General features: G+C 48.6%; 17 protein-coding genes and 1 riboswitch. Of the genes, 13 read left to right on the top strand and 4 right to left on the bottom strand.

Features of this window, described 5'->3' with window-relative positions; translation table 11 throughout:
• The first annotated feature begins 148 nt into the window (after positions 1-148).
• A complete protein-coding gene (gene glgB, locus KB559_RS04920) occupies positions 149-2,110 on the top strand; it encodes a 1,4-alpha-glucan branching protein GlgB (protein ID WP_211020596.1) in 1,962 nt (653 codons plus the stop codon).
• On the top strand, positions 2,107-3,543 hold the full coding sequence (glgA, locus tag KB559_RS04915; protein WP_211020595.1) for a glycogen synthase GlgA: 1,437 nt from the start codon (positions 2,107-2,109) through the stop codon (positions 3,541-3,543). The genes glgB and glgA overlap by 4 nt, the downstream gene beginning before the upstream one ends.
• Before the next feature lie 115 nt (positions 3,544-3,658).
• Here the strand turns inward: glgA and KB559_RS04910 are convergent, their stop codons facing one another.
• Positions 3,659-5,404: an alpha amylase N-terminal ig-like domain-containing protein gene (locus KB559_RS04910; RefSeq protein WP_211020594.1), complete on the bottom strand. Its 1,746-nt coding sequence runs from the start codon at positions 5,402-5,404 to the stop codon at positions 3,659-3,661.
• A 473-nt stretch (positions 5,405-5,877) separates the two neighbouring features.
• Between KB559_RS04910 and KB559_RS04905 the strand changes: the two genes are divergently transcribed.
• From KB559_RS04905 to KB559_RS04890, 4 genes are all read left to right on the top strand, one after another.
• Entirely contained in the window at positions 5,878-6,708 is an 831-nt protein-coding gene (locus KB559_RS04905; RefSeq protein ID WP_211020593.1) for a transporter substrate-binding domain-containing protein, read from the top strand.
• A 95-nt stretch (positions 6,709-6,803) separates the two neighbouring features.
• Positions 6,804-7,466 carry an amino acid ABC transporter permease gene (locus tag KB559_RS04900; RefSeq protein WP_211020592.1) on the top strand — a complete coding sequence of 221 codons (663 nt, stop codon included), beginning with the start codon at positions 6,804-6,806 and terminating at the stop codon, positions 7,464-7,466.
• Positions 7,453-8,175, top strand: coding sequence for an amino acid ABC transporter ATP-binding protein (locus KB559_RS04895; protein WP_211020591.1), 723 nt, complete (start codon positions 7,453-7,455; stop codon positions 8,173-8,175). The genes KB559_RS04900 and KB559_RS04895 overlap by 14 nt, the downstream gene beginning before the upstream one ends.
• 168 nt (positions 8,176-8,343) lie before the next feature.
• Positions 8,344-8,519, top strand: a riboswitch (cyclic di-AMP (ydaO/yuaA leader).
• Between the two features lie 4 nt (positions 8,520-8,523).
• Entirely contained in the window at positions 8,524-9,213 is a 690-nt protein-coding gene (locus tag KB559_RS04890; RefSeq protein ID WP_211020590.1) for a 3D domain-containing protein, read from the top strand.
• A gap of 50 nt (positions 9,214-9,263) precedes the next feature.
• Here KB559_RS04890 and KB559_RS04885 read toward each other — a convergent pair whose 3' ends face one another.
• Complete coding sequence (locus tag KB559_RS04885) at positions 9,264-10,091, bottom strand: polysaccharide deacetylase family protein (protein ID WP_247681580.1); 828 nt, start codon at positions 10,089-10,091, stop codon at positions 9,264-9,266.
• Positions 10,092-10,273: 182 nt separating this feature from the next.
• Here KB559_RS04885 and KB559_RS04880 point away from each other — a divergent pair, with 182 nt between their 5' ends.
• From KB559_RS04880 to mobB, 5 genes are read left to right on the top strand one after another with little or no spacing between them, the layout of a single operon-like run.
• On the top strand, positions 10,274-10,969 hold the full coding sequence (locus tag KB559_RS04880; protein WP_211020589.1) for a dihydroorotate dehydrogenase electron transfer subunit: 696 nt from the start codon (positions 10,274-10,276) through the stop codon (positions 10,967-10,969).
• Positions 10,966-11,898 carry a dihydroorotate dehydrogenase gene (locus KB559_RS04875; protein ID WP_211020588.1) on the top strand — a complete coding sequence of 311 codons (933 nt, stop codon included), beginning with the start codon at positions 10,966-10,968 and terminating at the stop codon, positions 11,896-11,898. Before KB559_RS04880 ends, KB559_RS04875 begins: the two co-directional genes overlap by 4 nt.
• A 35-nt stretch (positions 11,899-11,933) precedes the next feature.
• Positions 11,934-12,275: a prenylated flavin chaperone LpdD gene (lpdD, locus tag KB559_RS04870; RefSeq protein ID WP_211020587.1), complete on the top strand. Its 342-nt coding sequence runs from the start codon at positions 11,934-11,936 to the stop codon at positions 12,273-12,275.
• A complete protein-coding gene (locus tag KB559_RS04865) occupies positions 12,272-13,549 on the top strand; it encodes a molybdopterin molybdotransferase MoeA (protein WP_211020586.1) in 1,278 nt (425 codons plus the stop codon). Before lpdD ends, KB559_RS04865 begins: the two co-directional genes overlap by 4 nt.
• Positions 13,546-14,088 carry a molybdopterin-guanine dinucleotide biosynthesis protein B gene (gene mobB, locus KB559_RS04860; protein WP_211020585.1) on the top strand — a complete coding sequence of 181 codons (543 nt, stop codon included), beginning with the start codon at positions 13,546-13,548 and terminating at the stop codon, positions 14,086-14,088. Before KB559_RS04865 ends, mobB begins: the two co-directional genes overlap by 4 nt.
• A 73-nt stretch (positions 14,089-14,161) precedes the next feature.
• Here the strand turns inward: mobB and xerS are convergent, their stop codons facing one another.
• Positions 14,162-15,259: a tyrosine recombinase XerS gene (gene xerS / locus KB559_RS04855; protein WP_211020584.1), complete on the bottom strand. Its 1,098-nt coding sequence runs from the start codon at positions 15,257-15,259 to the stop codon at positions 14,162-14,164.
• Between the two features lie 268 nt (positions 15,260-15,527).
• Positions 15,528-15,938 carry a MarR family winged helix-turn-helix transcriptional regulator gene (locus KB559_RS04850; protein WP_211020583.1) on the bottom strand — a complete coding sequence of 137 codons (411 nt, stop codon included), beginning with the start codon at positions 15,936-15,938 and terminating at the stop codon, positions 15,528-15,530.
• A gap of 153 nt (positions 15,939-16,091) precedes the next feature.
• On the opposite strand from KB559_RS04850, the gene KB559_RS04845 reads away from it, so the two are divergent.
• Positions 16,092-17,327 carry an MFS transporter gene (locus tag KB559_RS04845; RefSeq protein ID WP_211020582.1) on the top strand — a complete coding sequence of 412 codons (1,236 nt, stop codon included), beginning with the start codon at positions 16,092-16,094 and terminating at the stop codon, positions 17,325-17,327.
• A gap of 2,020 nt (positions 17,328-19,347) precedes the next feature.
• A complete protein-coding gene (locus tag KB559_RS04840; RefSeq protein WP_211020581.1) occupies positions 19,348-20,889 on the top strand; it encodes a 2-isopropylmalate synthase in 1,542 nt (513 codons plus the stop codon).
• Positions 20,890-20,947: the final 58 nt, after the last annotated feature.

Raw genomic sequence — 20,947 nt, 5'->3', positions numbered from 1 at the left:
TAAACGAGATATAATGTAGTTGAAACTAAAATTATGGAAATCCCAAGAAAATATTACATTTATTTTTTCATTTTTAATTTTCCTGTTCAGTTTCGGGGAGTTTTGGGTAAATATTTAAGTGGGACTATACATAAAAGCAGGTGATAAATTGTTAGAGCCATTCAAAACGAGCGCCGTTTCGGACACGGACGTGTATTTATTCCATGAAGGAACACTTTACCGCAGCTACCGGACGTTCGGTGCCCATGTCGCCCAGGAAAACGGCGAGACTGGAATCCGTTTCACGGTTTGGGCGCCAGCCGCGCGCCAGGTCTCCCTGGCCACCGATCAAAACGGCTGGAACGGGGAGAACGATTTATTATATAAGATACCCGATTCGGGGATTTGGACTCGCTTTTTTCCGGGACTTGAAGAAGGGATTTTTTACAAGTATGAAATTACGGGTCCGGACGGCAACAAATTTCTTAAAGCCGATCCATATGCTTTTTACGCAGAAGTAAGACCGGCAACCGCCTCCGTGGTGAAATCCCTGGATGAGTACAGTTGGGGGGATGCGGCATGGAGACGTAAAAAGCGGGCACCGTACCAGAGGCCGCTGAACATTTATGAATTGCATTTCGGTACATGGAGACAGCGGGAAGACGGGAGTTTCTACACTTATCGGGAGATGGCCGATCTGTTAATTCCTTACGTCGAAAAGATGGGATACACCCATATTGAAATTATGCCCCTGACTGAACATCCATATGATTTATCCTGGGGTTATCAAACGACAGGCTATTTTGCCCCGACGAGCCGATTCGGTGAGCCTCAAGACCTGATGTACTTTGTCGACCGTTGCCATGAAGCGGGGATCGGTGTGATTCTGGACTGGGTTCCGGGTCATTTTACGAAGGATGCCCATGGTTTGCGGATGTTTGACGGTACGCCGCTGTATGAATATGCCGACCCGTCCAAAGCGGAGAAACCGGGTTGGGGCACACTCAGCTTCGATTTCGGGAAGCCGGAGGTGCGCGCCTTCTTGATTTCAAATGCGTTGTATTGGCTGGATATGTATCATTTTGACGGATTAAGAGTCGACGCGGTGACCAGCATGCTGCGGTTGGATTTCGAGAAATCCGAGGGCCAGTATAGTCGAAATGAGCAGGGCGGCATCGAGAATCTGGAGGCAGTTTCCTTTTTGCAGCAATTGAACGAGACGGTATTCCGGTATTATCCTCATACTTTGATGATGGCGGAGGAGTCCAGCGCATGGCCTATGGTTACGTCTCCCGTACACGAAGGAGGGCTAGGCTTTAACTACAAGTGGAATATGGGCTGGATGAACGATACGCTCGCTTACGTGGAGACACCGTTTTGGGAACGGCCGGCTCGCCATCATCTGCTGACTTTTCCGATCTGCTACGCTTATTCGGAGAATTTTGCACTGCCGCTGTCGCATGACGAGGTCGTTCATGGCAAGAAGTCGCTGGTTGACAAAATGCCGGGCGGTTATGAAGAAAAATTTGCGGGGCTGCGTTTGCTGCTAGGTTATCAGATGACCTCTCCGGGCAAGAAGCTGCTGTTTATGGGCGGTGAGTTCGGCCAATTTATCGAATGGCGGGATCAGGGGGAGCTCGACTGGTTTCTTCTGGAGTACGAATCGCACAGAAAAATGCAGGAATTTACCGCCGCTCTGAATCACTTGTACCTTCAAGAGCCGGCGCTGTGGGAATTGGATCATACGTTTGAGGGCTATCAGTGGATTAATGCGGACGACGCTGATCAGAGCGTGATTTGCTATCTCCGCATTGGCAAAAAAGTGAAGGATACACTGCTGGTTGTCATCAATTTTCAGCCGGTGGAGCGGAACAATTACCGCCTTGGCATTCCCAGAGCAGGCACGTATGAAGAGATATTTAGTACAGAAAATCTAAATTACGGCGGAAGCGGAAAGGTGAATAAGAAAGGCGCAAAGAGCGAGAAAACGCCATGGCATAATCAGAAGCAGAGCCTGGTATTAAATTTGCCGCCGCTTAGTATGTCGATCTGGAAAAAAACCGCAACCGCTGCCGCCGGATCAAAGACGGCAAAGACCAAATCAACGCCGCAAGGGAGGAAGAAAAAATGAAAATTTTGTTCGCGGCCGCCGAAGCGGAACCGTTTATTAAAACCGGAGGACTCGCCGACGTGATAGGTGCTTTACCTAAGGCGTTGAAGCAGGCGGGACATGACGTGCGCGTGGTCCTGCCGAAATATAAGGACATACCGGCAGCTTATACCGAGACTTTGCGCCATTTGGGCGAAGTGGTTGTCCCCGTGGGCTGGCGTCAACAGTACGGAGGCATAGAATACTTGGTGTGGGACGGAATTCCGGTGTATTTTATCGATAACGAATATTACTTTGGCAGAGACGGGGTATACGGTTATTGGGATGACGGGGAACGGTTTGCTTATTTAAACCGTGCCGTCCTGGAAATTCCTCCGGCCATCGACTTTTTCCCTGACGTGCTTCACTGCCATGACTGGCATACCGCTATGATTCCACTTTTGCTGCGGGAACACTATCGATCGAACCCGGCGTATGCTGACATTCGTACCGTATTTACGATTCACAATTTGCTGTACCAAGGGATATTCCCGTACGAAATTCTTGGCGATTTGCTGAGCTTGCCGCATGGCTACTTTACCCCGGATGGGGTTGAGTATAACGGGAATGTCAGCTTCATGAAAGCGGGGCTCGTGTTCGCTGATCATGTGACGACCGTGAGCCCGACCTATGCCTCGGAGATCCGGACGGAGCATTACGGATATGGCTTGGACGGCCTGCTTCGTTCGCTTGGAGACCGGATGTCCGGAATTGTAAACGGGATTGACGTGAAGCTATACAACCCGTCGACAGATCCGGAACTGGCTGCACGATACCGCACTAGCCTGAATAAAAAGAGGGAGAATAAAGCCGCTCTTCAACGGGAAGTGGGGCTGCCTGTGGCTCCGGATGTACCTCTGGTCGCCATGATTACCCGGCTGGTTGAGCCAAAGGGACTTGATTTGGTCACCCGGATTATGGACGAATGGCTGCATTTTGACGACGTTCAGTTCGTTGTGCTGGGGACCGGAGACCGGGCCTATGAGGATTGGTTCAGGGAAGCGGCACACCGTCATCCGGAGAAGCTGTCGGTTCAAATCAAGTTCAGCGACGGCCTGTCCCGCCGTATCTATGCGGGAAGTGATCTGTTCCTGATGCCGTCGCGCTTCGAGCCTTGCGGAATCAGTCAATTATTGGCGCTTCGTTACGGAAGCATTCCCGTTGTCCGGGAAACCGGGGGGTTGAACGATACGGTTCATGCTTACAATGAGTATACCGGAGAGGGCAATGGATTCACCTTCAAGGACTACAATGCCCATGATTTGCTGTATACGCTGCGCAGAGGCGTTTCGTTTTATCATCAGCCCGAAGAATGGAAAAAGATCGTGGCTAATGCATTCGCTGGAGACTATAGCTGGAACAATTCGGCGGAGCAATATATCGATATTTACAGGAGCCTTACGGAATCGGAGTAGATATTTCGATTAGGCGGTTAGCCAGGAAACTTATAGCATATACAAATCCCCCCGATGCGAAGGTAATATCGCATCGGGGGGATTTATGTTGTATTTATTCTTAATTACGAGATGTTTATTTTAACTTGCGGTAGAGAATCCGGAAACCAAACGGATCGAGACCGACATTCATCATGCCGTCTTTTGGCTTAACACGGTCCTCTGTAAGTGCGTCGCGCCAGTCTTCCGTTTCCATAGGATGGGTCAAGGTCCGGTATTCCTCCGTATTGTTCATCCAGATCGTAAAATGCATGTGATCATCCATACGTTCATAGACGATGCAGGGATCATTCGGATTCGCCTGCAGGAAGCGGAAACGCCCATGCCGGAGCGCACCATGCTTTCTGCGGAGCTCGATCATCATTTTGTAAAAATCGTACAGCTCGCGGTCCTGCTTCTTTGGATCCCATTCCATACACTTCCGGCAGTCCGGATCGCCGTTCCCGGTAATCCCCACCTCATCCCCGTAAAAAATGCACGGTGTGCCGATATAGGTAAACAGAAATACAACACACAACTTGAGTTTCCGCTTATCCGTACCGACCCGAGTCAACAGACGGGGGGTATCATGGCTGCACAGCATATTGAATACCACTTCATTCGTCTGCTGCGGATACCGCATAATTAAGGAGCCCATCTCATTGGAGAAATTGTAGCCGTCCATCCCGCCGTTGAAGAACTCCAGCACTTTGTCAGCAAAGGGGTAGTTCATGACGGAGTCAAACTGGTCTCCAAGCAGCCAGTTCAGGGAATCACTCCATACCTCGCCGATAATATAGGCATCCGGATTGGCCTCCTTGACCACCTTGCGGAAGTCGCGCCAGAAATGGTGGTCGACTTCGTTGGCCACGTCCAGCCGCCAGCCATCGAGCTTGATTTCGCGAATCCAATACTCAGCTACGCCAAGCAAGTATTCCTTAACTTCCGGATTTGCGGTGTTGAATTTGGGCATGTTTCCGAAAAAACCGAAGGTATCGTACGTAGGAATTCCATTATGGATCTGAGCCGGAAACTCGTTGATGTGGAACCAGTCGGCATACTTGGAATCCGCGCCGTTTTTAAGCACATCCTGGAAGGGAGGGAATTGTTCGCCGCAGTGATTAAACACGGCGTCGAGCACAACGCGAATGCCGCGGTTATGGCATGCTTCCACGACCTGTTTAAGCGTCTCGTTGTCACCGAAATGGGGATCGACCTTTTTGTAATCCACGGTATCGTACTTATGGTTGGAGGGGGATACAAAGAGCGGCGTGAAATAGATCGCATTGATGCCGAGATCGGTCAGGTCGTCCAGATGATCCAGCACGCCTTTTAGATCCCCGCCGAAAAAGTTGTCCGTACCGGGCTGTCCGCCCCAAGGCTGGGTATTCTCCGGGTCGTTGCCGGGATCGCCGTTTGCAAACCGTTCGGGCATAATTTGATAAAACACGGCCTTTTTCGCCCATTCCGGAACCTTAAATACATCGATTTCATGGATATACGGGAATTCATACAATTCTCCGGGCGGAGTCGGGCCTTCATGCTGAATGCCCGTATCCAGCATATACACGGTTTCTGTTCCCGCAGTCAGTTTAAAGGCATAAGACAAACGTTTGAACCGGGGCTTCACGGCCACTTCCCAATAATCGAACATCCGGTCATGGGCGGCTTTTTCCATCGGGATTTCCTGGTATGTTCCATCCCAATCATACTTATCGCCGGTCATCGCAAATACATTTTCCACATCGTCCCGTTTGGTTCGAACGCGCAAATGTATCGTAGTCGTGTCGTAAGCATAGGCCCATTTATCCCTGGGTACATGATATAGCGCTTCTAGCAGCACAGGGGCCACCTCCTTACGTAGCATGAAAATCAACTTAAAAACCGAGCAGGTTTTTCAGCTAATTAATAACCAAATGAGACCCTTTATGAACCATTATTCCCCCACTTAACCCATGTATGTTTCTTTTTGAAGAAGAGTGCGTTATTAATATTTATTACAAAATTTAATAAAAATACATTTCGTTATTCACTGTGCTGCATATTTGATAGGAGGGCATTCATAAAAGAGTATGAATAAAATTCAAATTAAATGTAAAATTTTATATTAAAATCTTTTGATTGAATACGGTTAGTCTACATATTGAATTGACCATGGTTTTATAAAATTTAACATTTTTATGATTATTATCCGTGAAGTATGAAAAAATGATGAAAATGATAAAAATAGCTTTGCATATATATACAGGTTGATTTATAATTAGCCCAGTAAATCGAATGGTGGTTAATAAAAAAATACCGACGGGAGAGAGACAGATGAGAAAATGGGGTATCTTAATTGTAGCGTTAATTATGGTAACAAGCGTGCTTGCCGCTTGCGGACAAAATACAAACAATGCGGGCGGAAACACTCCGGCTAATGAAAGCCAAGGATCGGCCAATACCGGTACGGCTTCCAAAAAGCTGATCGTAGGATTGAGCGCGGATTTCCCGCCTTACGAATTTAAAATCAAAAATGAGAATGGTGACAATGAAATCGTAGGTTTCGATGTTGAGATCGCCAAGGAAATCGCGAAGGATCTTGGAGCCGAAGTGGAATTCAAGGATATGCTTTTCGACTCCCTGCTGAATGAATTGGACAGCGGCCGTGTGGATCTCGTCATTTCGGGTCTCAGCCCGAAACCGGAACGCGCGAAGCAAGTCGACTTGTCCCAAATTTATTATAAAGCGGAGCAGTCGGTCGTATCCGTGACCAAGGACAAAGATAAATACAACACGATGGAATCGTTGGAAGGTCTGAAGATCGGCGTACAGAAGGGCTCCATTCAAGAAGATATTGCCAAGACGATTACAGGCGCCAAGCTGACTTCTCTTGGAAAAATAAACGATATCATCATGCAGCTGAAATCGGGACGCGTTGATGTGGCGATTATCGAAGGCCCTGTGGCCGAATCGTTTGTCAAGAACGTAGAAGGCATCAGCATTACTGACGCCAAACCGGTAACCGAGGACGAAGGTTATGTCGTCGGCGTGAAGAAAGGCAACAAGGAAATGCTTGACCAGGTCAACGCCACATTGGATCGTCTGATCGGAGACGGTTCGATCGATAAGTTCGTTACCGAAGCAAGCGCACTTGCTGAAAAATAACCGGTGACCGATTTGCAGAAAATAGCGGAGCCTATTCGCTATTTTCTGTTTTTTTGTCAAGGCTTTTGAGGTAAAATAGGAGGAATGATTGGGACATGGAGCTTTTTACAATGTTTTGGGAGTACCGCAGCTATTTTTTGACCGGTCTGCAGTATACGCTGCTACTGGCGGCTCTGGGGGTTCTTTGCGGTTTTATTTTGGGCCTGCTTGTTACGCTCTTGCGGATGGCCCCGTGGAGAATCGTCCGATTTATCGGCCATGCTTGGGTTGAATTTTTACGGGGAACGCCGATGTTGGTCCAGCTCTTAATAATTCATTACGGTTTTTCGACGGCGTTCAATGTCAACTTCTCCCCGATTGAATCCGGAGCGATCACGCTTTCGATCAACAGCTCGGCCTACCTTGCGGAAATATTCCGTGCCGGGATCCAGGGCGTAGACCGGGGGCAAGGAGAAGCAGCTCGGTCCCTAGGCATGAATCGCTGGATGTCCTTGCGTTTTATCATTATTCCGCAGGCGATCAAGTCGGTGCTGCCCGCAATCGGGAATGAGTTTATTACGATTATTAAGGAATCTTCGATCGTATCCTTTATCGGTATTACGGAGCTGATGTTCCAGTCCGGTGCTGTAGTTACGATCACTTACGACGGCATGACGCCGTATCTGATCGTAGCGGTTATGTACTTTATTCTGACATTCACACTGTCCCGTATTTTGGGTCTGTTCGAAAGGAAGTTGAAAGCCAGTGATCACCGTTAAAAATTTGCATAAAAAGTTCGGCCAGCTTCACATTTTGAAGGGGATCGATCTGGAAATCGCCAAAGGAGAGGTCGTCGTTGTGATCGGCCCCAGCGGCTCGGGGAAGAGTACCTTTCTCCGCTGTTTGAATCTTCTGGAGGAACCAACCGAGGGCGAGATCACGTTCGAAGGGGAATCCATTACCGGTAAACGCCACAATATCAACAAAACCCGCGAAAAAATGGGCATGGTGTTCCAGCAGTTTAATTTGTTTCCGCATAAAAATGTGATCGATAACATCACGATGGCTCCCATCCGCGTAAAAAAAATCGAGAAGAACAAAGCGGAAGCTTTGGCCATGGACCTGTTGCGCACGGTCGGACTGGAAGACAAGCGGGACGCTTATCCTTCCCAGCTGTCGGGCGGACAGAAGCAGCGGATCGCGATTGCCCGCGCGCTCGCTATGGAGCCGCATGTGATGCTGTTCGATGAGCCGACCTCCGCGCTTGATCCGGAGATGGTCGGAGAGGTGCTGGACGTGATGAAGAACCTAGCCGACAAGGGGATGACGATGGTCATCGTCACGCATGAAATGGGCTTTGCCCGCGAAGTTGGGGACCGGATTCTGTTTATGGATCAGGGTGTCATTATGGAGCAAGGGACTCCGCAGGAGGTCTTTGGTTCGCCGAAGAATCAGCGGACCAAGGATTTTCTCAGTAAAGTGCTGTAACTTAACTCTATAACATGAATGAACCGCCGGAGAACGTTCGGGCGGTTTTTTTGAGTTCGATCGCTTTTACAGAATTGTAATCACATCATCGGCGAAAATAGTGCGATTGGCTGCTACTTAACGCATCATGGAAACATTTGCTTGCCCTATTGGTTACAAAATTGTGATATATTGATTAGGCCAAAACCTGCCAGCGCAGGTGCGGGGGACGATTTTCCGATTTGCTGTACCCGTCAAATGACGAGAACACGGCTATCTTGGGGTGAAGCGAAGTAAATGCGCAGGGGCCTATCCTTTTTTCCCTAACCCGACAACTAACTCCGCAGGCGATAGTAGAAGGAGGACATCATGAATAAGCATACTAAATTAGCACGCGCCGTTAAGGCGACAATTATTGCAGTCGGATTGGCAGGAGCTTTGCAGTCGGTACCTGTCCATGCGGATTCGATACATAAAGCGAAGGAAGGAGACACCTTTTACCTTCTGGCTAAACAATACGGCGTGGATATGAACAAGCTGATTACAGCGAATCCATCCATCAAAGCATCGAATATTTACGGCGGCCTGGATATCGTTATCCCTGGAGAAGGATCCAAAGCCCTTATGTCAACAGCTTCTGCAAGCGCAAAGGAAAACATAATTCCTCAGCCGTTATCAGCCGTAAAAGTCTCAAGTGCGGATAAGACCGTAGAGGCTTGGGGCAAGAACTTCTCTTACTCCAAAACCGTGGAGGTTAAGGCCACGGCATATTCTTCCGCAGCGAGCGAGAACGGAAAGTGGGGAGCCGTTGATTACTTCGGCAAACCGTTGCAGTTGGGGACCATCGCCGTTGACCCGAAAGTAATTCCTATGGGCACTAAAGTGCTTGTTACGGGACATAGCCATTCCAATCTGCCGAAAAACGCCTTCGTTGCGACCGCAACCGATCAGGGCAGCGCGATCAAAGGGAACCGCATTGATATATTCATTCCGGGCAGTCCGCAAACCGTTAATGAGTTCGGATTTCAGGACGTTAAACTGTATATTTTAGATAAATAATTGAATGCGGCAGCTCCCAAGGGAGCTGCTTTTTTAATTCCTACTCTCCGTTATTTGTACTTCTTCGTTTGCAGAAGCTCGGGAAGAGTCACAAAGTGATAGCCTTTTGCTTTCAACGTCTGAATGATCTCAGGCAGCGCCTGAATCGTTCCGGATAAATCCGACCCCGTTCCCCCTCCGGCATGCTGTAATACAATAGAACCCGGGCCTGCGGCCTTGAGGACGTTCTGTTTCACCTTCTCCGAATCGAGTCCTTTCCAATCCAGCGAATCGACATTCCAGTTCACGATAATATAACCGCTTTTCTTGGCCCACTTAACTTGTTCCTCGTTAATTTCTCCATATGGCGGGCGTATCAACTTGGGCCGATAACCAACGAGATTAGCGATAATATTCTCGGTTCGCAAAATTTCGTTTTGAAACTGACTTCGCGAGCGGTTTTTGAACAAAGCATGGCTAAAGGAATGGTTGCCGATGATGTGGCCGTCCCGGTGAATGGCCCTCAGCAGCTCCGGATGCTTCTTCGCCCGGTGCCCGACGACGAAAAAAGTCGCTTTGACTCCTTCTTTGCGAAGTGCAGCCAATACCTGGGGCGTAAACCGCGGATCGGGCACATCGTCAAAAGTCAGGGCGATCTGTTTCACTTCTGGACCGCGGAATTTAAAGGTTTCGGAATATTTTCGCCGAAGCTCTCCCAGATTTAAGGGCTTTGCGGAAGCAGGTGCGGTATCCAATGAATCAGTATCCTCTGTTAAGGGGCCTTTCGTAGTAAACGCATTGGAGGAGTCGGGGAATAAGCAGAGGATACAGCAAAACAAAGCCGTCATGACGGCGCAGATTCCAGCGGAGATCATCCGCCGTTTGGTCGATCTAGACATAGCAAATCCTCTCCTTTTACCCGGAAACCGTATTATAAATTGGTATGCCCAGAAAACTGGCTAATTATGTGTATTATGCAAATGTGAGGTTTATCACAGACTCGGATAGCTGAAAAATTGCATCTTAATATGAAGCAAGGAGCAGCAAACAAAGTGGCGTTATTCGGGAAGGAGAGAGAATTTTGTCGGAAGTATTGGCTAATGAGCAGGTAGCAGAAGGCGTTTATCGACTCGCCGTGGCGGGACAATTCGCCGGAACAATGGGTCAATTTTACATGCTGCGGGCATGGGATCACTATCCTCTGCTTTCCAGACCGCTAAGCATTTTTAACGTAACCGCGGAATACGTGGAATTTCTATATTTAGTGGCCGGAGAAGGAACGGAAATGTTCTCAAAGTTGAGAAAAGGGGATTCTATCTCCTTGGAGGGCCCGCTGGGTAACGGTTTTTCGAGACCTTCAGGGAAGACGGCGTTTGTTGGTGGAGGTATCGGTATTGCTCCATTTTATTATGCCTTAGGGCAAATTCCTGATGCAGACGTATATTTAGGCTTCAGCAGAGAGGCTTACATGGTAGATGAATTCCGGGCCGGAACCACGGGGCAAGTGGTAGTGAACGTGGGCGGAATTATTTTGGATGAGGTAGATTTTAATGCTTATGACACGATCATTGCCTGCGGCCCGCACAAGATGCTGGAAGCCGTGCAACGGAAGCAGGCTGATTCCGGAACAAAGGCGGAGGTTTATGTGTCGCTTGAGAATCGGATGGCGTGCGGGATCGGGGCCTGTCTCGTATGCAGTGTCCAGTGCCGCGATGGACGAAAAAAGGCCTGCGCGGACGGACCTGTGTTTCGTGCGGAAGAGGTGGTGTTTGCATGATGGACATGTCCTGCAATATTGCTGGAGTTCACTTTAAAAACCCGGTCGTAATGGCCTCGGGAACGTTCGGATTCGGTAAGGAGTATGGCAATTATTATGATTTGAACCTCTTAGGAGGCATTTCCGGAAAAGGGTTGACCCTTCATCCCAAGGAAGGAAACTCAGGCATACGCGTTTATGAAACTGCGTCAGGGCTGTTGAACAGTGTGGGACTTGAAAACCCGGGAATCCCCATGTTTTTACGCGAGGAGTGCCCACGATGGGAAGACTTGGATACGGCGCGAATTGTCAATTTGGGCGGTAACACGCTTCAGGATTATGTTGATGGCGCGCTATTGATCGAGCAAGATGAAGCGGCCAGAAGAAGAGAAGGACGTTCGGCCATCGACATGATCGAGTTGAATATTTCCTGTCCGAATGTCAAGGCCGGAGGAATGGCTTACGGAATCAAGACAGAGACGGCCAGGGAGGTTGTACGGGAAATCCGTGCGGTTACTTCGCTGCCGCTTGTCGTCAAACTTTCCCCGAATGCCGAGGATATCGTCAGAATGGCAGTGATGTGCGAAACGGAGGGAGCGGATGGTATATCGCTGGTCAATACGTTCTCGGCCATGAAAATCGATATCCGCAACCGCCGAAGCGTATTTGACAACCTGTATGCAGGCTTATCGGGCCCGGCGATCAAACCGATCGCTCTCCGGATGGTACATCAAGTCAGCCGCGCGGTCAGCATTCCTGTCATGGGCATGGGCGGAATATCGAGTGCGGAAGACATCGTTGAATTTATTATGGCCGGAGCCGCCGTGATTCAAGTGGGCACGTTTAACTTTATAAATTTGAGAGCAGGCAAGGAGCTTATCGAAGGCCTTGGTCAATTTATGACGGAGCAAAAGGTAAACAGCTTGGACGAAATTCGCGGCATCCTTTAGAATAGATAAAAGGTAATGCTAAGGAGGTCTCGCGAATGCACAGCTTTGACGATATCAACCTGCAGGCAATTCCCGCCGGGCGGGATTTATTATTGATGATAACAGGGGGAGAAGCTCATATCGGCGCGGCTTCCACCGCTTATGCCGAGGGCGAGGGAATCCAGGTTCAGACAACCGCTGTTCCGGGTCACAAGGAGCATGTTTTGACAGCGGCTATGGCCAAACGGGCCGCAGAGGTACTTAATCGTACGGTTACCGTGGTGATGGGCATTCATTACGATGATTTAAACAGAGAGGAAATAAACCGGATTTCGGAAATCACGGAGGCTCTCTTGGAACAATGGATAGAGCAAGCTAGAACGGAGGAATCCAGGTGAATACATCCTTTTCGGACGGAAAAGAAGAAAAATTCAAAAGAAAAGCGATCTCGGTCAGGGAAGGGCAAACGAGAATTTTATCTTATGTACGCCGCTCAGAGACGGAGCGAGTACCCCTGCCTGAAGCGCAAGGGCGCATTCTTGCCGAGGACGTCCTGGCCCCGCATCCATACCCGCATTTTCGCCGGTCCGGAATGGACGGTTTTGCTGTAATCAGCAGCGATACGCTCGGCTGCTCCGCCGAAACGCCGGTTTTTCTGGAAGTCGTGGACGAGATACCTTGCGGAAGCTTGCCTTCGGTAGCTCTTGTTCCGGGAACGGTTTCCCGGATTATGACGGGCGCGAAGGTGCCTGATGAAGCCGATGCGGTAGTTATGTTCGAAATGACCGAATCCAGCGAGAGCCAGGGCAGAGCGTATATTCAGCTCAAAAGAGAGATTAAACCGGGCAGCAACGTTACACCGGTCGGCTTGGAGCTGCAAGAAGGCGAGCTCATTTTGGAACAGGGGCGTCGCCTTTCCGCCGGGGAAATATCGGTGCTTGCCACGTTCGGTATTTATAACGTTCCGGTCGTTAAACGGCCATCCGTCGCTATTTTCTCAACCGGCTCGGAGCTCCTTGGTGTGGAAGAGCCGCTACAGGACGGCCGAATCCGCAACAGCAATACGTACATGCTGGCAAGTCAAATCCGCGATGCCGGAGGAGAGCCGTTCATTCTCGAAGCGATTGCGGATGATTTGGGGACAGCCCGGCAAAAAGTGCAGGATGCATTTGAGCTTTATGATTTAGTGGTGACTACCGGAGGCGTTTCTGTCGGCGATTTCGATATTATGGCCGATTTGGTGGCCGGAGACGATGTGGAGATGCTGTTTAATAAGATCACGATGAGACCGGGCAGCGTTACGACCGCTGCGGTGAAGAACGGTAAACTGCTGTTCGCGCTCTCAGGAAATCCGGGTGCCTGCTTCGTTGGTTTTGAATTATTTGTGCGGCCGGCGATCGGAACCATGCTCGGAGTAAGGGATCCGTTTTTGAAGGAAATTCAGGCCGAATTGGGCCGGGAATACGTTAAAGTCAACAATTTCACCCGTTTCATTCGGGGACGACTGGAGCTGAAGGAGGGGCGGTTTGTGGCATTTCCGGCTGCTCTCGATGAGTCCAGCGTCATGATTACGATCAAGGATAGCGATGTCCTTATTGTCATCCCTCCGTCAAGTCGTGGAGTCGCAGCCGGGGAAATGGTGTCGGTGTTGCAGCTTCCGGGGGCGCGATGAAGCAAGTAATACAGATTTGCGGTTACAAAAACAGTGGGAAAACGACGCTGATTGCCGGATTAGTGAATATATTCAAGGGAATGGATCTGCAAACGGCTGTCATCAAGCATGATGTCCATGGCTTTGAAGGCGACGTAGAGGCGACAGACACCTATAAGCTCCGCAAAGCAGGTGCGACGGCGACAGCCATCACCTCGCCTTGGAGAACGGCTGTCGTAGAGGAGCGTGAGACTCCGCTTGCAGAATTGGTCGAACGGTTTCGCACCTATGACTTGATCCTCGTGGAGGGCTTCAAACAAGAAGATTATCCAAAGCTTGTTATGCTTCATCAACCGGAAGATGTGGAACTAATTACACAATTAAGCGGTATTGTCGCCTTGATTTGCCGCCGGGACGTTGGGATTGAGGCGTTGAGAGACAGAACGTCCAACTTGGCATCAGATCGGCTATTGCCGGAGGGACAGGAGTTACCTAGTTTCTCAGCCGATGAGTTGGAGCATATTGTGGATTTCATACTAAAGCATGTCAAAGCACAGTAAACGTAAAAAGGTGGTTAGCCGGAGCCGGACTCCGCTAACCACCTTTTTTTGTGTTAATATAATGGATCTTTGTTTATGATCCGGTGTCCGCCGCTTCATTCCGGCGCTCAATCGCCTGGGACATCGTCTTGTCGGTCAGATGGGCATAAACTTCGGTCGTCTCGGTAGAAGCATGGCCAAGCTGCTCTTTCGTTTTGTAAATATCATTTTGCAAATAGTAGTCCGTGGCAAATGAATGGCGCAGTTTATGTACTGTCAGGTAAGGCTTGCCGAATCGTTTGGCGTATTTGATAATCATCGCCTGAATCGCCCGTTTTGTCATTCGTTTACCTTCTTTTTGCCCGTTGGGGATCGTGACGAATAAGCCCTTTTCCCGCTTGGGCGTCCGGTAGCGGCTTTGCCGCAAGGCCAGATAATGGCTCAGATCATCTTTGGATTGTTCCCGAAAATAAACGGGGGTCTTGAATGTTTCGTCGTTATTCCCTTTTCGGAACACATAGAGTAGCTTATTCGCCAGATCGAGGTCATCTACATTAAGATTGACGACTTCCGATACCCGCAACCCCGAATTGAGGATCAGGCTGGCAATGCAGGCATCCCGTTCGCGATTCTGTTCATAAGAAAACAACGCTTGCTTATTATCTTGAATGTCCTGTCCGTAGCCTTCGGCAATGTAAGATACAAACTCCAGGATTTCATCCTCTTCTAATATTTTTCCTTTGAGCTTGGCTGCCGTATCCTTCGGCTTATGAACCCGCTTGATTTCGACCTTGGCCATAATGTTGCGTTTAAGTAGCGGATAAAAATTCTCATCCTCGGCAATTTGGCTTAAATAATGAAACAGAGAGCGAAGCGAGGACATTTTTCGGGAAACCGTAATTCTGGCGTTCGTCCCCTCCGTACGGGTCGTTAAATGCAGACGGTAACCGACAATGCTCTCCATATGTAGTACTTCCAGGTCTTTAAGGGTGATTTGCGAGTTACTCTCGGCTTCAGAAAGCCCTTCAGCACGCAACCAATTAAAGAACTGCTCATAATCCCGGATATATTCCAACAGGGTGGAGGGGGAAAGGTCCGGCAGCTTATAATCGATGAATTGCTGTACGAACCAGGGCATAAATACGACGCGCTCGTCTAACTTTTTTCGATCGATCGTTTTTTGAATATTCATTTGTATACCTCCGCAAAATAAACGACGGGCAACTCCGCATTCAAATCTTATGTTTCCAGAGAAAATAGGATAAAATCGACGAATTCTGATGTCCGGCAACTCGAATAATAGAGGACCGGAACCACGTTGTCAAATCGAGATTAATTAATTCGAAAACAACAACATATGAAAAATTCACAATAGAAATACCAAAATATACTTAGTTACTTTCGGCAAATTTTCTACTCTACACATATCTATAACCAATCTAATCTCGAAAAAAAGAAGGTTAGTCAAAGGTCCGGTTTAATCGGGTCAACAATTCCCCGAAGATTTGCTGCTCTTCTTCCGTCCAATCGCGGATCAGGCGGCCGATTCTTTCGGTACGAGCCTTTTTGGATTCGATTAATTCCCGTTTTCCAAGCTCCGTAATTTGCAAAGAATAAGCTCTCCGGTCAGTTGGATCGGGAGTGCGGAAGACATAACCTTTTTGCTCCAAAGCGGCAGCCTGCCGGCTGACCGTAGAGACGTCCAGATGAAATTCATCCGCTAAAGCCTTCACCCCGGCGGCACCATAAACACTTATTTGATGAAGCAGCAAATAGGCTGAGCGGTCCAAATTACCGTGTTTCCGGTTTGAAATACGGCGATAAAGGATCGCCAATTCAACTTCAATAACATCCAAGGCTTGTTCGTCCATGGTTTTAACCTCACTTTATTTAAATGGTTAGTATGTTGACATATTTACTTATAGTTGTATAATACAATAATGTACTTTCATCATACAACTAGTTATATTGAAAGTAAAATGTGAATCGTTATTCTATATACAGATTAAGGGGAGAGATCATGAATGTCTAATCATGTAGTAAACACCGATTCAACCGATGGATCGGCCAAACTGGAGGAAGGCGGCTTTTTTAAGCAGCCACGGGCCGTTTGGGCCGTTTTTTTTGCCGGAATTATCGCATTCATGGGGCTTGGACTTGTGGATCCGATTTTGCCGGCCATCGCTGAAAACCTGAATGCAACCCAGAGCCAAGTCTCTTTATTGTTTACAAGCTACAATGCAGTTATGGCGGTAGCCATGTTGGTTACTGGTACAATATCATCAAGATTAGGGATGAAATGGACGCTGTTGCTCGGCATTATCGTTATCGCGATTTTCTCGGCTCTAGGCGGACTATCGGATAATATTTGGACAATCATCGGACTACGAGGCGGCTGGGGATTCGGGAATGCTTTATTCGTAGCTACCGCATTGTCTGCTATCGTGTCCTTGTCCAATAGCGGTACCACACAAGCCGTGATATTGTATGAAGCTGCGGTTGGCCTTGGTATTTCTGTCGGTCCGCTGCTCGGCGGATGGCTGGGCGCGATCACATGGAGAGGACCGTTCCTCGGAGTGGCTTCACTCATGGTCATTGCCTTTATCGGGCTGATTACCTTGATGCCTAAGTCTAACGTATCCCGTAAAGACCGGCCAAAAACCTCCGTACTGGATCCGTTCCGTGCACTTAAACACCGTTCGCTCGTTATCTTCGGATTAACTGCCTGTCTCTATAACTTTGGATTCTTTACTCTAATGGCTTACGCACCTTTCGTTATGGGACTAGATGAACACGGTCTTGGCTTTGTATTCCTGGGTTGGGGCGTCCTTCTGGCGTTTACCTCCGTGTTTATGGCTCCAAGACTGCAGCAGCGTTTCGGAACCGTTAAGTCTATGAGCGTAATGCTCTTTCTGTTTGCGTTGACGCTGTTGGTTATGGGCATTTGGACAAATGAACAATGGGTTGTCATTGCAGCGGTAGTATTTGCCGGCGCGTTGCTTGGAAATAACAATACCCTGATCACCGCGGCGGTAATGAACGCTTCACCTGTAGAACGCTCCACGGCTTCAGCTGCTTATAGTTTCTTGCGTTTCCTTGGCGGTGCGATCGCTCCTTTTCTGGCAGGGAAGCTGGCGGAATGGTTTAATCCGCATATTCCTTTTGTAGTCGGCGCGGGTTTTGTACTGTTGTCCGTGGTCCTCATTATGGCCAACCAGCATCATGTGAAGCATGTCGATCATGCAGGGAGTGGGCATTAAGATAGAAGTAAGGTAGAAGGAAATAATAATAGTCTTTTACCGTAATAAATGTTATGTAAACTTAATTAGGGAGAACTCGAGAGAACCCTCAGCCGGCGCTTTGGGTTCTTTTCCTTGTTAGCGTAATTTACAGCTGAAGGAAACGGTGCGTGACTTTCCAAAGTTCTCAGCAAGCAGAGTTGAACGGCAATAGAGTTAAGGCGCTTAGGTGACCGACATGTTATATGGTAATCCATGCGAAACTTATCTGGTGGCAGGCTAGGTGGCGGCTAATGGTGTTATGGGAGAGAATAACGCGTAGTGTGTAGAGTTTAGTCTGTTGGGCGAGTGTTTTAACGGACACTACAGCCGTTATTTGGAGTAAAACAGCCTTGGAAACAATCTAACGGACATACAGGCCGTTAATTCTCCAAAAACAGTCCTATTACTCGGTAAAATTGCCAATTAAGGTCCTTGGTGTCCGTTAGATTTAAAAGTAGCGAAAAAATGGTCGAATAAGGACCGCTATGTCCGTTAGAACCTGGGAGGGAGCTCGTCTCGAACTTTTGCTAAATAGTGTGATGGAATAAGGTAACGTGAAGCATGTAGTGTGAGGGTCGAGAGTGGTTCGAGAATTCTAACGGACACTACAGCCGTTATTGGGATCAAAACAGCATATTTAACAATCTAACGGACATACAGGCCGTTATTTCTTCGAAAACAGGCCAATCACCCTGTAAATCTGCAGATTAAGGTCTGTGGTGTCCGTTAGATTTAAAAGTAGCTGAAAATTGGTCTAATAAGGGCTGCTATGTCCGTTAGCGCATGAAGGGTTGCTCGTTTGTTCGCCAAAAAGCTCGTTATAACTCCTTAGATGCAGAGATACTCGTCGTTAAACTTTTGATGCGCTCACTATAAGCAGGAACCGACTCTTAACATCTGGAGAAGGCGCGATAGAAGTAGGCGCTTATTGTTACACCTTGGATATCGTTCAATAATAGCAGGGAACAGTGCGGAGTATTTAAGGGGAGCTTGCTATTAGCTGAAAGCTGCTTGTGATTCTTATGTTGCACTCGTAAATGTGTTGAGGACTAATCGTAGTAGTGGAGATGCGTTCAATAAAAGCAGTAAGCTCCTTTGTAACACCCGGGCTACGCTCGCCAGAAGAAGAAAAGGGATAAGAGGGATTACCGAATCTGAATATAATTAATCATATTAATCTTCGTTAATTAATAACATTAATAACTTTTTATTAATCACATGAATTATAAAACGACCTCCTATCTCGGTCTTTATCTGAATTTTAAGCATTTTTCTACCCGGTGTTGACTATTGTTAAGAAACCGGCATATAATAACTCCAAGTTTTATTAATTTTACAGGCAATGAAAAGGAGCAGGCTAAACGGGCCCTTATGTCCAGAGAGCGGCGTATCAGCTGAAATCGCCGTCTTAATCCCGAGTGCCGACTCGCCTTGGAGCCGTTGTCCCGATTTCTGAACGTAGGAATAAGGACCGCCGGAATCGCATCCGTTATCGTGCGCGTCAAATGGACCAAGTCCTTTTGACAATGAGGCCATATTCAGATTCAAATGATATGGTGAACATGGGTGGTACCACGGAAGATAACCCCTTTCGTCCCTAAAGTACGCCATTTGGCGTGCGGGATGAAAGGGGATTTTTGTTTTCTTATGGTTTTATTTTTTATATTGCAGGCAATGAAAAGGAGCAGGCTAAACGGGCCCTTATGTCCAGAGAGCGGCGTACCAGTTGAAATCGCCGTCTTAATCCCGTTGCCGACTCGCCTTGGAGCTGCATTCCCGAATCGTGCTACAGTTGCATGACTAAGGAACGCCGGGTCGTACCCGTTATCGTACTGGAAACCGTGCTTTTTTCGCGCGATTTTCGTTAAGGCCGCCGATATGTTGCGGTAAAATCAGGGTGGTACCGTGAAAGTAACCTCTTTCGCCCCTGTTGCAGTTGAATTGGCTGCAGCAGGGCGGAAGAGGTTTTTTCAATATTTCAGAGAAGGTGGGATTAAGTATGCGGAAAATTTATGTGTTTGACACGACTTTGCGTGATGGAGAGCAATCGCCAGGCGTCAGCCTAACCATTGAGGAAAAGGTGGCGATCGCTCTTCAACTGGCGCGGCTTGGCGTCGACCGGATCGAAGCTGGCTTTGCCGCAACTTCGCCCGGAGATTTGCAAAGCATCCGGGAGGTGGCGAAGCAAGTTAAGAATGCAACCTTGCTCAGCCTGGCCCGCTGTCATACGAAAGATATCGATGCGGCGGTCGAGGCGCTGAAGGATGCTCAAGATCCTTGTCTGCATCTGGTGCTGGCTACCTCGCCGATTCATCGCGAATACAAGCTGCGCATGGACAAATCAAAAGTGATGGAAACTGCAGAAGCCGCAATCCGGTACGGCCGGAAGTTTTTTGACAAGGTCGAATTTTCCGCTGAGGATGCAAGCCGGACTGAAGTCGACTTTTTGTGCGAAATGACTGCGATGGCGATCCGAGCCGGGGCGACGGTAGTGAATTTACCGGATACGGTCGGATTTGCGACACCGGAGCAATTCGGGGAAATGTTCAGAACGATTAAAGCGAATGTACCGGGCATCGAGAAAATTCAGCTCAGCACTCACTGTCACGATGATCTCGGCATGGCTACGGCTAATACGTTGGCAGCCATCGCGAATGGAGTGGACCAGTTCGAGGGGACGATCAACGGCATAGGTGAGCGTGCAGGTAATACCTGTCTCGAGGAGGTGGCTCTGGCACTAGAAACAAGAAGCGACTATTACGGAGCGAAAACGACCTTAAATCTCGGAGAGATCTATCAAACCAGCCGGATGGTCAGCAAAATGACCGGGATGAGCGTGCCGGGGAACAAGGCCATTGTCGGCGCTAACGCATTTGCGCATGAATCGGGAATTCACCAGGACGGAATGCTCAAGAACCGCAGTACGTACGAGATCATTACCCCGGAGACGATTGGCGCCAGCTCCAGCAAGCTTGTGCTGGGCAAGCATTCGGGCCGCCATGCCTTCAAGGAAAAGCTCATCGATCTCGGCTATTCGTTGGATGAAGAGCAGCTTAACATCGCTTTTGCCAAGTTCAAAGAGCTGGCTGACCGGAAGAAAAACGTTCTCTCCGAAGATATACGCGCACTGCTGGATGATAATATGACGGAGGGACCGAAATTCTTTGTCCTGGACAGCATACAGGTTTCCTACGGGAACAGATCGATACCTACCGCTTCGGTACGCATCATTAGGCAGGACGGTACTATTGCCGATGAAGCGTCCGTAGGCAATGGATCCGTTGACGCAGTGTACCAAGCGCTATCCAAAGTTATTGGTATCCAGGCGGAGCTGGAAGAGTACTCGATTCATTCCGTTACGCAGGGAACAGACGCCCAGGGAGAAGTGCATGTTGTGTTGAGACAGGGTGAGGTTACGGTATCGGGAAGAGGCGTGAGCACCGATATTATCGAGGCCAGCGCCAAAGCTTACATTGAGGCAATTAACCGTCTGGTAGGCCGTCAAGAACGCGAAAGGGACGGGAATATCGTAATCTATTAATCATGTGGTTTGTCTAAGCTAGTTACTTTAAAAAAAGACGCCCCTAGCATTAGGGGCG

Origin of the sequence: Paenibacillus sp. Marseille-P2973, assembly GCF_018101095.1 — a bacterium.
Lineage (GTDB): Bacteria > Bacillota > Bacilli > Paenibacillales > Paenibacillaceae > Fontibacillus > Fontibacillus vini.
The sequence above is the reverse complement of the archived record's forward strand: the minus strand, read 5'-3'. Positions and strand labels throughout refer to the sequence as shown.

What these genes read in the sequence shown, in the direction of transcription:
- lpdD (WP_211020587.1), top strand. Translation starts at nt 11,934, where the DNA reads ATGCACAGCTTTGACGATATCAACCTGCAGGCAATTCCCGCCGGGCGG.
- KB559_RS04900 (WP_211020592.1), top strand. Translation starts at nt 6,804, where the DNA reads ATGGAGCTTTTTACAATGTTTTGGGAGTACCGCAGCTATTTTTTGACC.
- KB559_RS04840 (WP_211020581.1), top strand. Translation starts at nt 19,348, where the DNA reads ATGCGGAAAATTTATGTGTTTGACACGACTTTGCGTGATGGAGAGCAA.
- KB559_RS04890 (WP_211020590.1), top strand. Translation starts at nt 8,524, where the DNA reads ATGAATAAGCATACTAAATTAGCACGCGCCGTTAAGGCGACAATTATT.
- KB559_RS04875 (WP_211020588.1), top strand. Translation starts at nt 10,966, where the DNA reads ATGATGGACATGTCCTGCAATATTGCTGGAGTTCACTTTAAAAACCCG.
- KB559_RS04905 (WP_211020593.1), top strand. Translation starts at nt 5,878, where the DNA reads ATGAGAAAATGGGGTATCTTAATTGTAGCGTTAATTATGGTAACAAGC.
- KB559_RS04845 (WP_211020582.1), top strand. Translation starts at nt 16,092, where the DNA reads ATGTCTAATCATGTAGTAAACACCGATTCAACCGATGGATCGGCCAAA.
- KB559_RS04885 (WP_247681580.1), bottom strand. Translation starts at nt 10,091, where the DNA reads ATGTCTAGATCGACCAAACGGCGGATGATCTCCGCTGGAATCTGCGCC.
- KB559_RS04850 (WP_211020583.1), bottom strand. Translation starts at nt 15,938, where the DNA reads ATGGACGAACAAGCCTTGGATGTTATTGAAGTTGAATTGGCGATCCTT.
- mobB (WP_211020585.1), top strand. Translation starts at nt 13,546, where the DNA reads ATGAAGCAAGTAATACAGATTTGCGGTTACAAAAACAGTGGGAAAACG.
- xerS (WP_211020584.1), bottom strand. Translation starts at nt 15,259, where the DNA reads ATGAATATTCAAAAAACGATCGATCGAAAAAAGTTAGACGAGCGCGTC.
- glgA (WP_211020595.1), top strand. Translation starts at nt 2,107, where the DNA reads ATGAAAATTTTGTTCGCGGCCGCCGAAGCGGAACCGTTTATTAAAACC.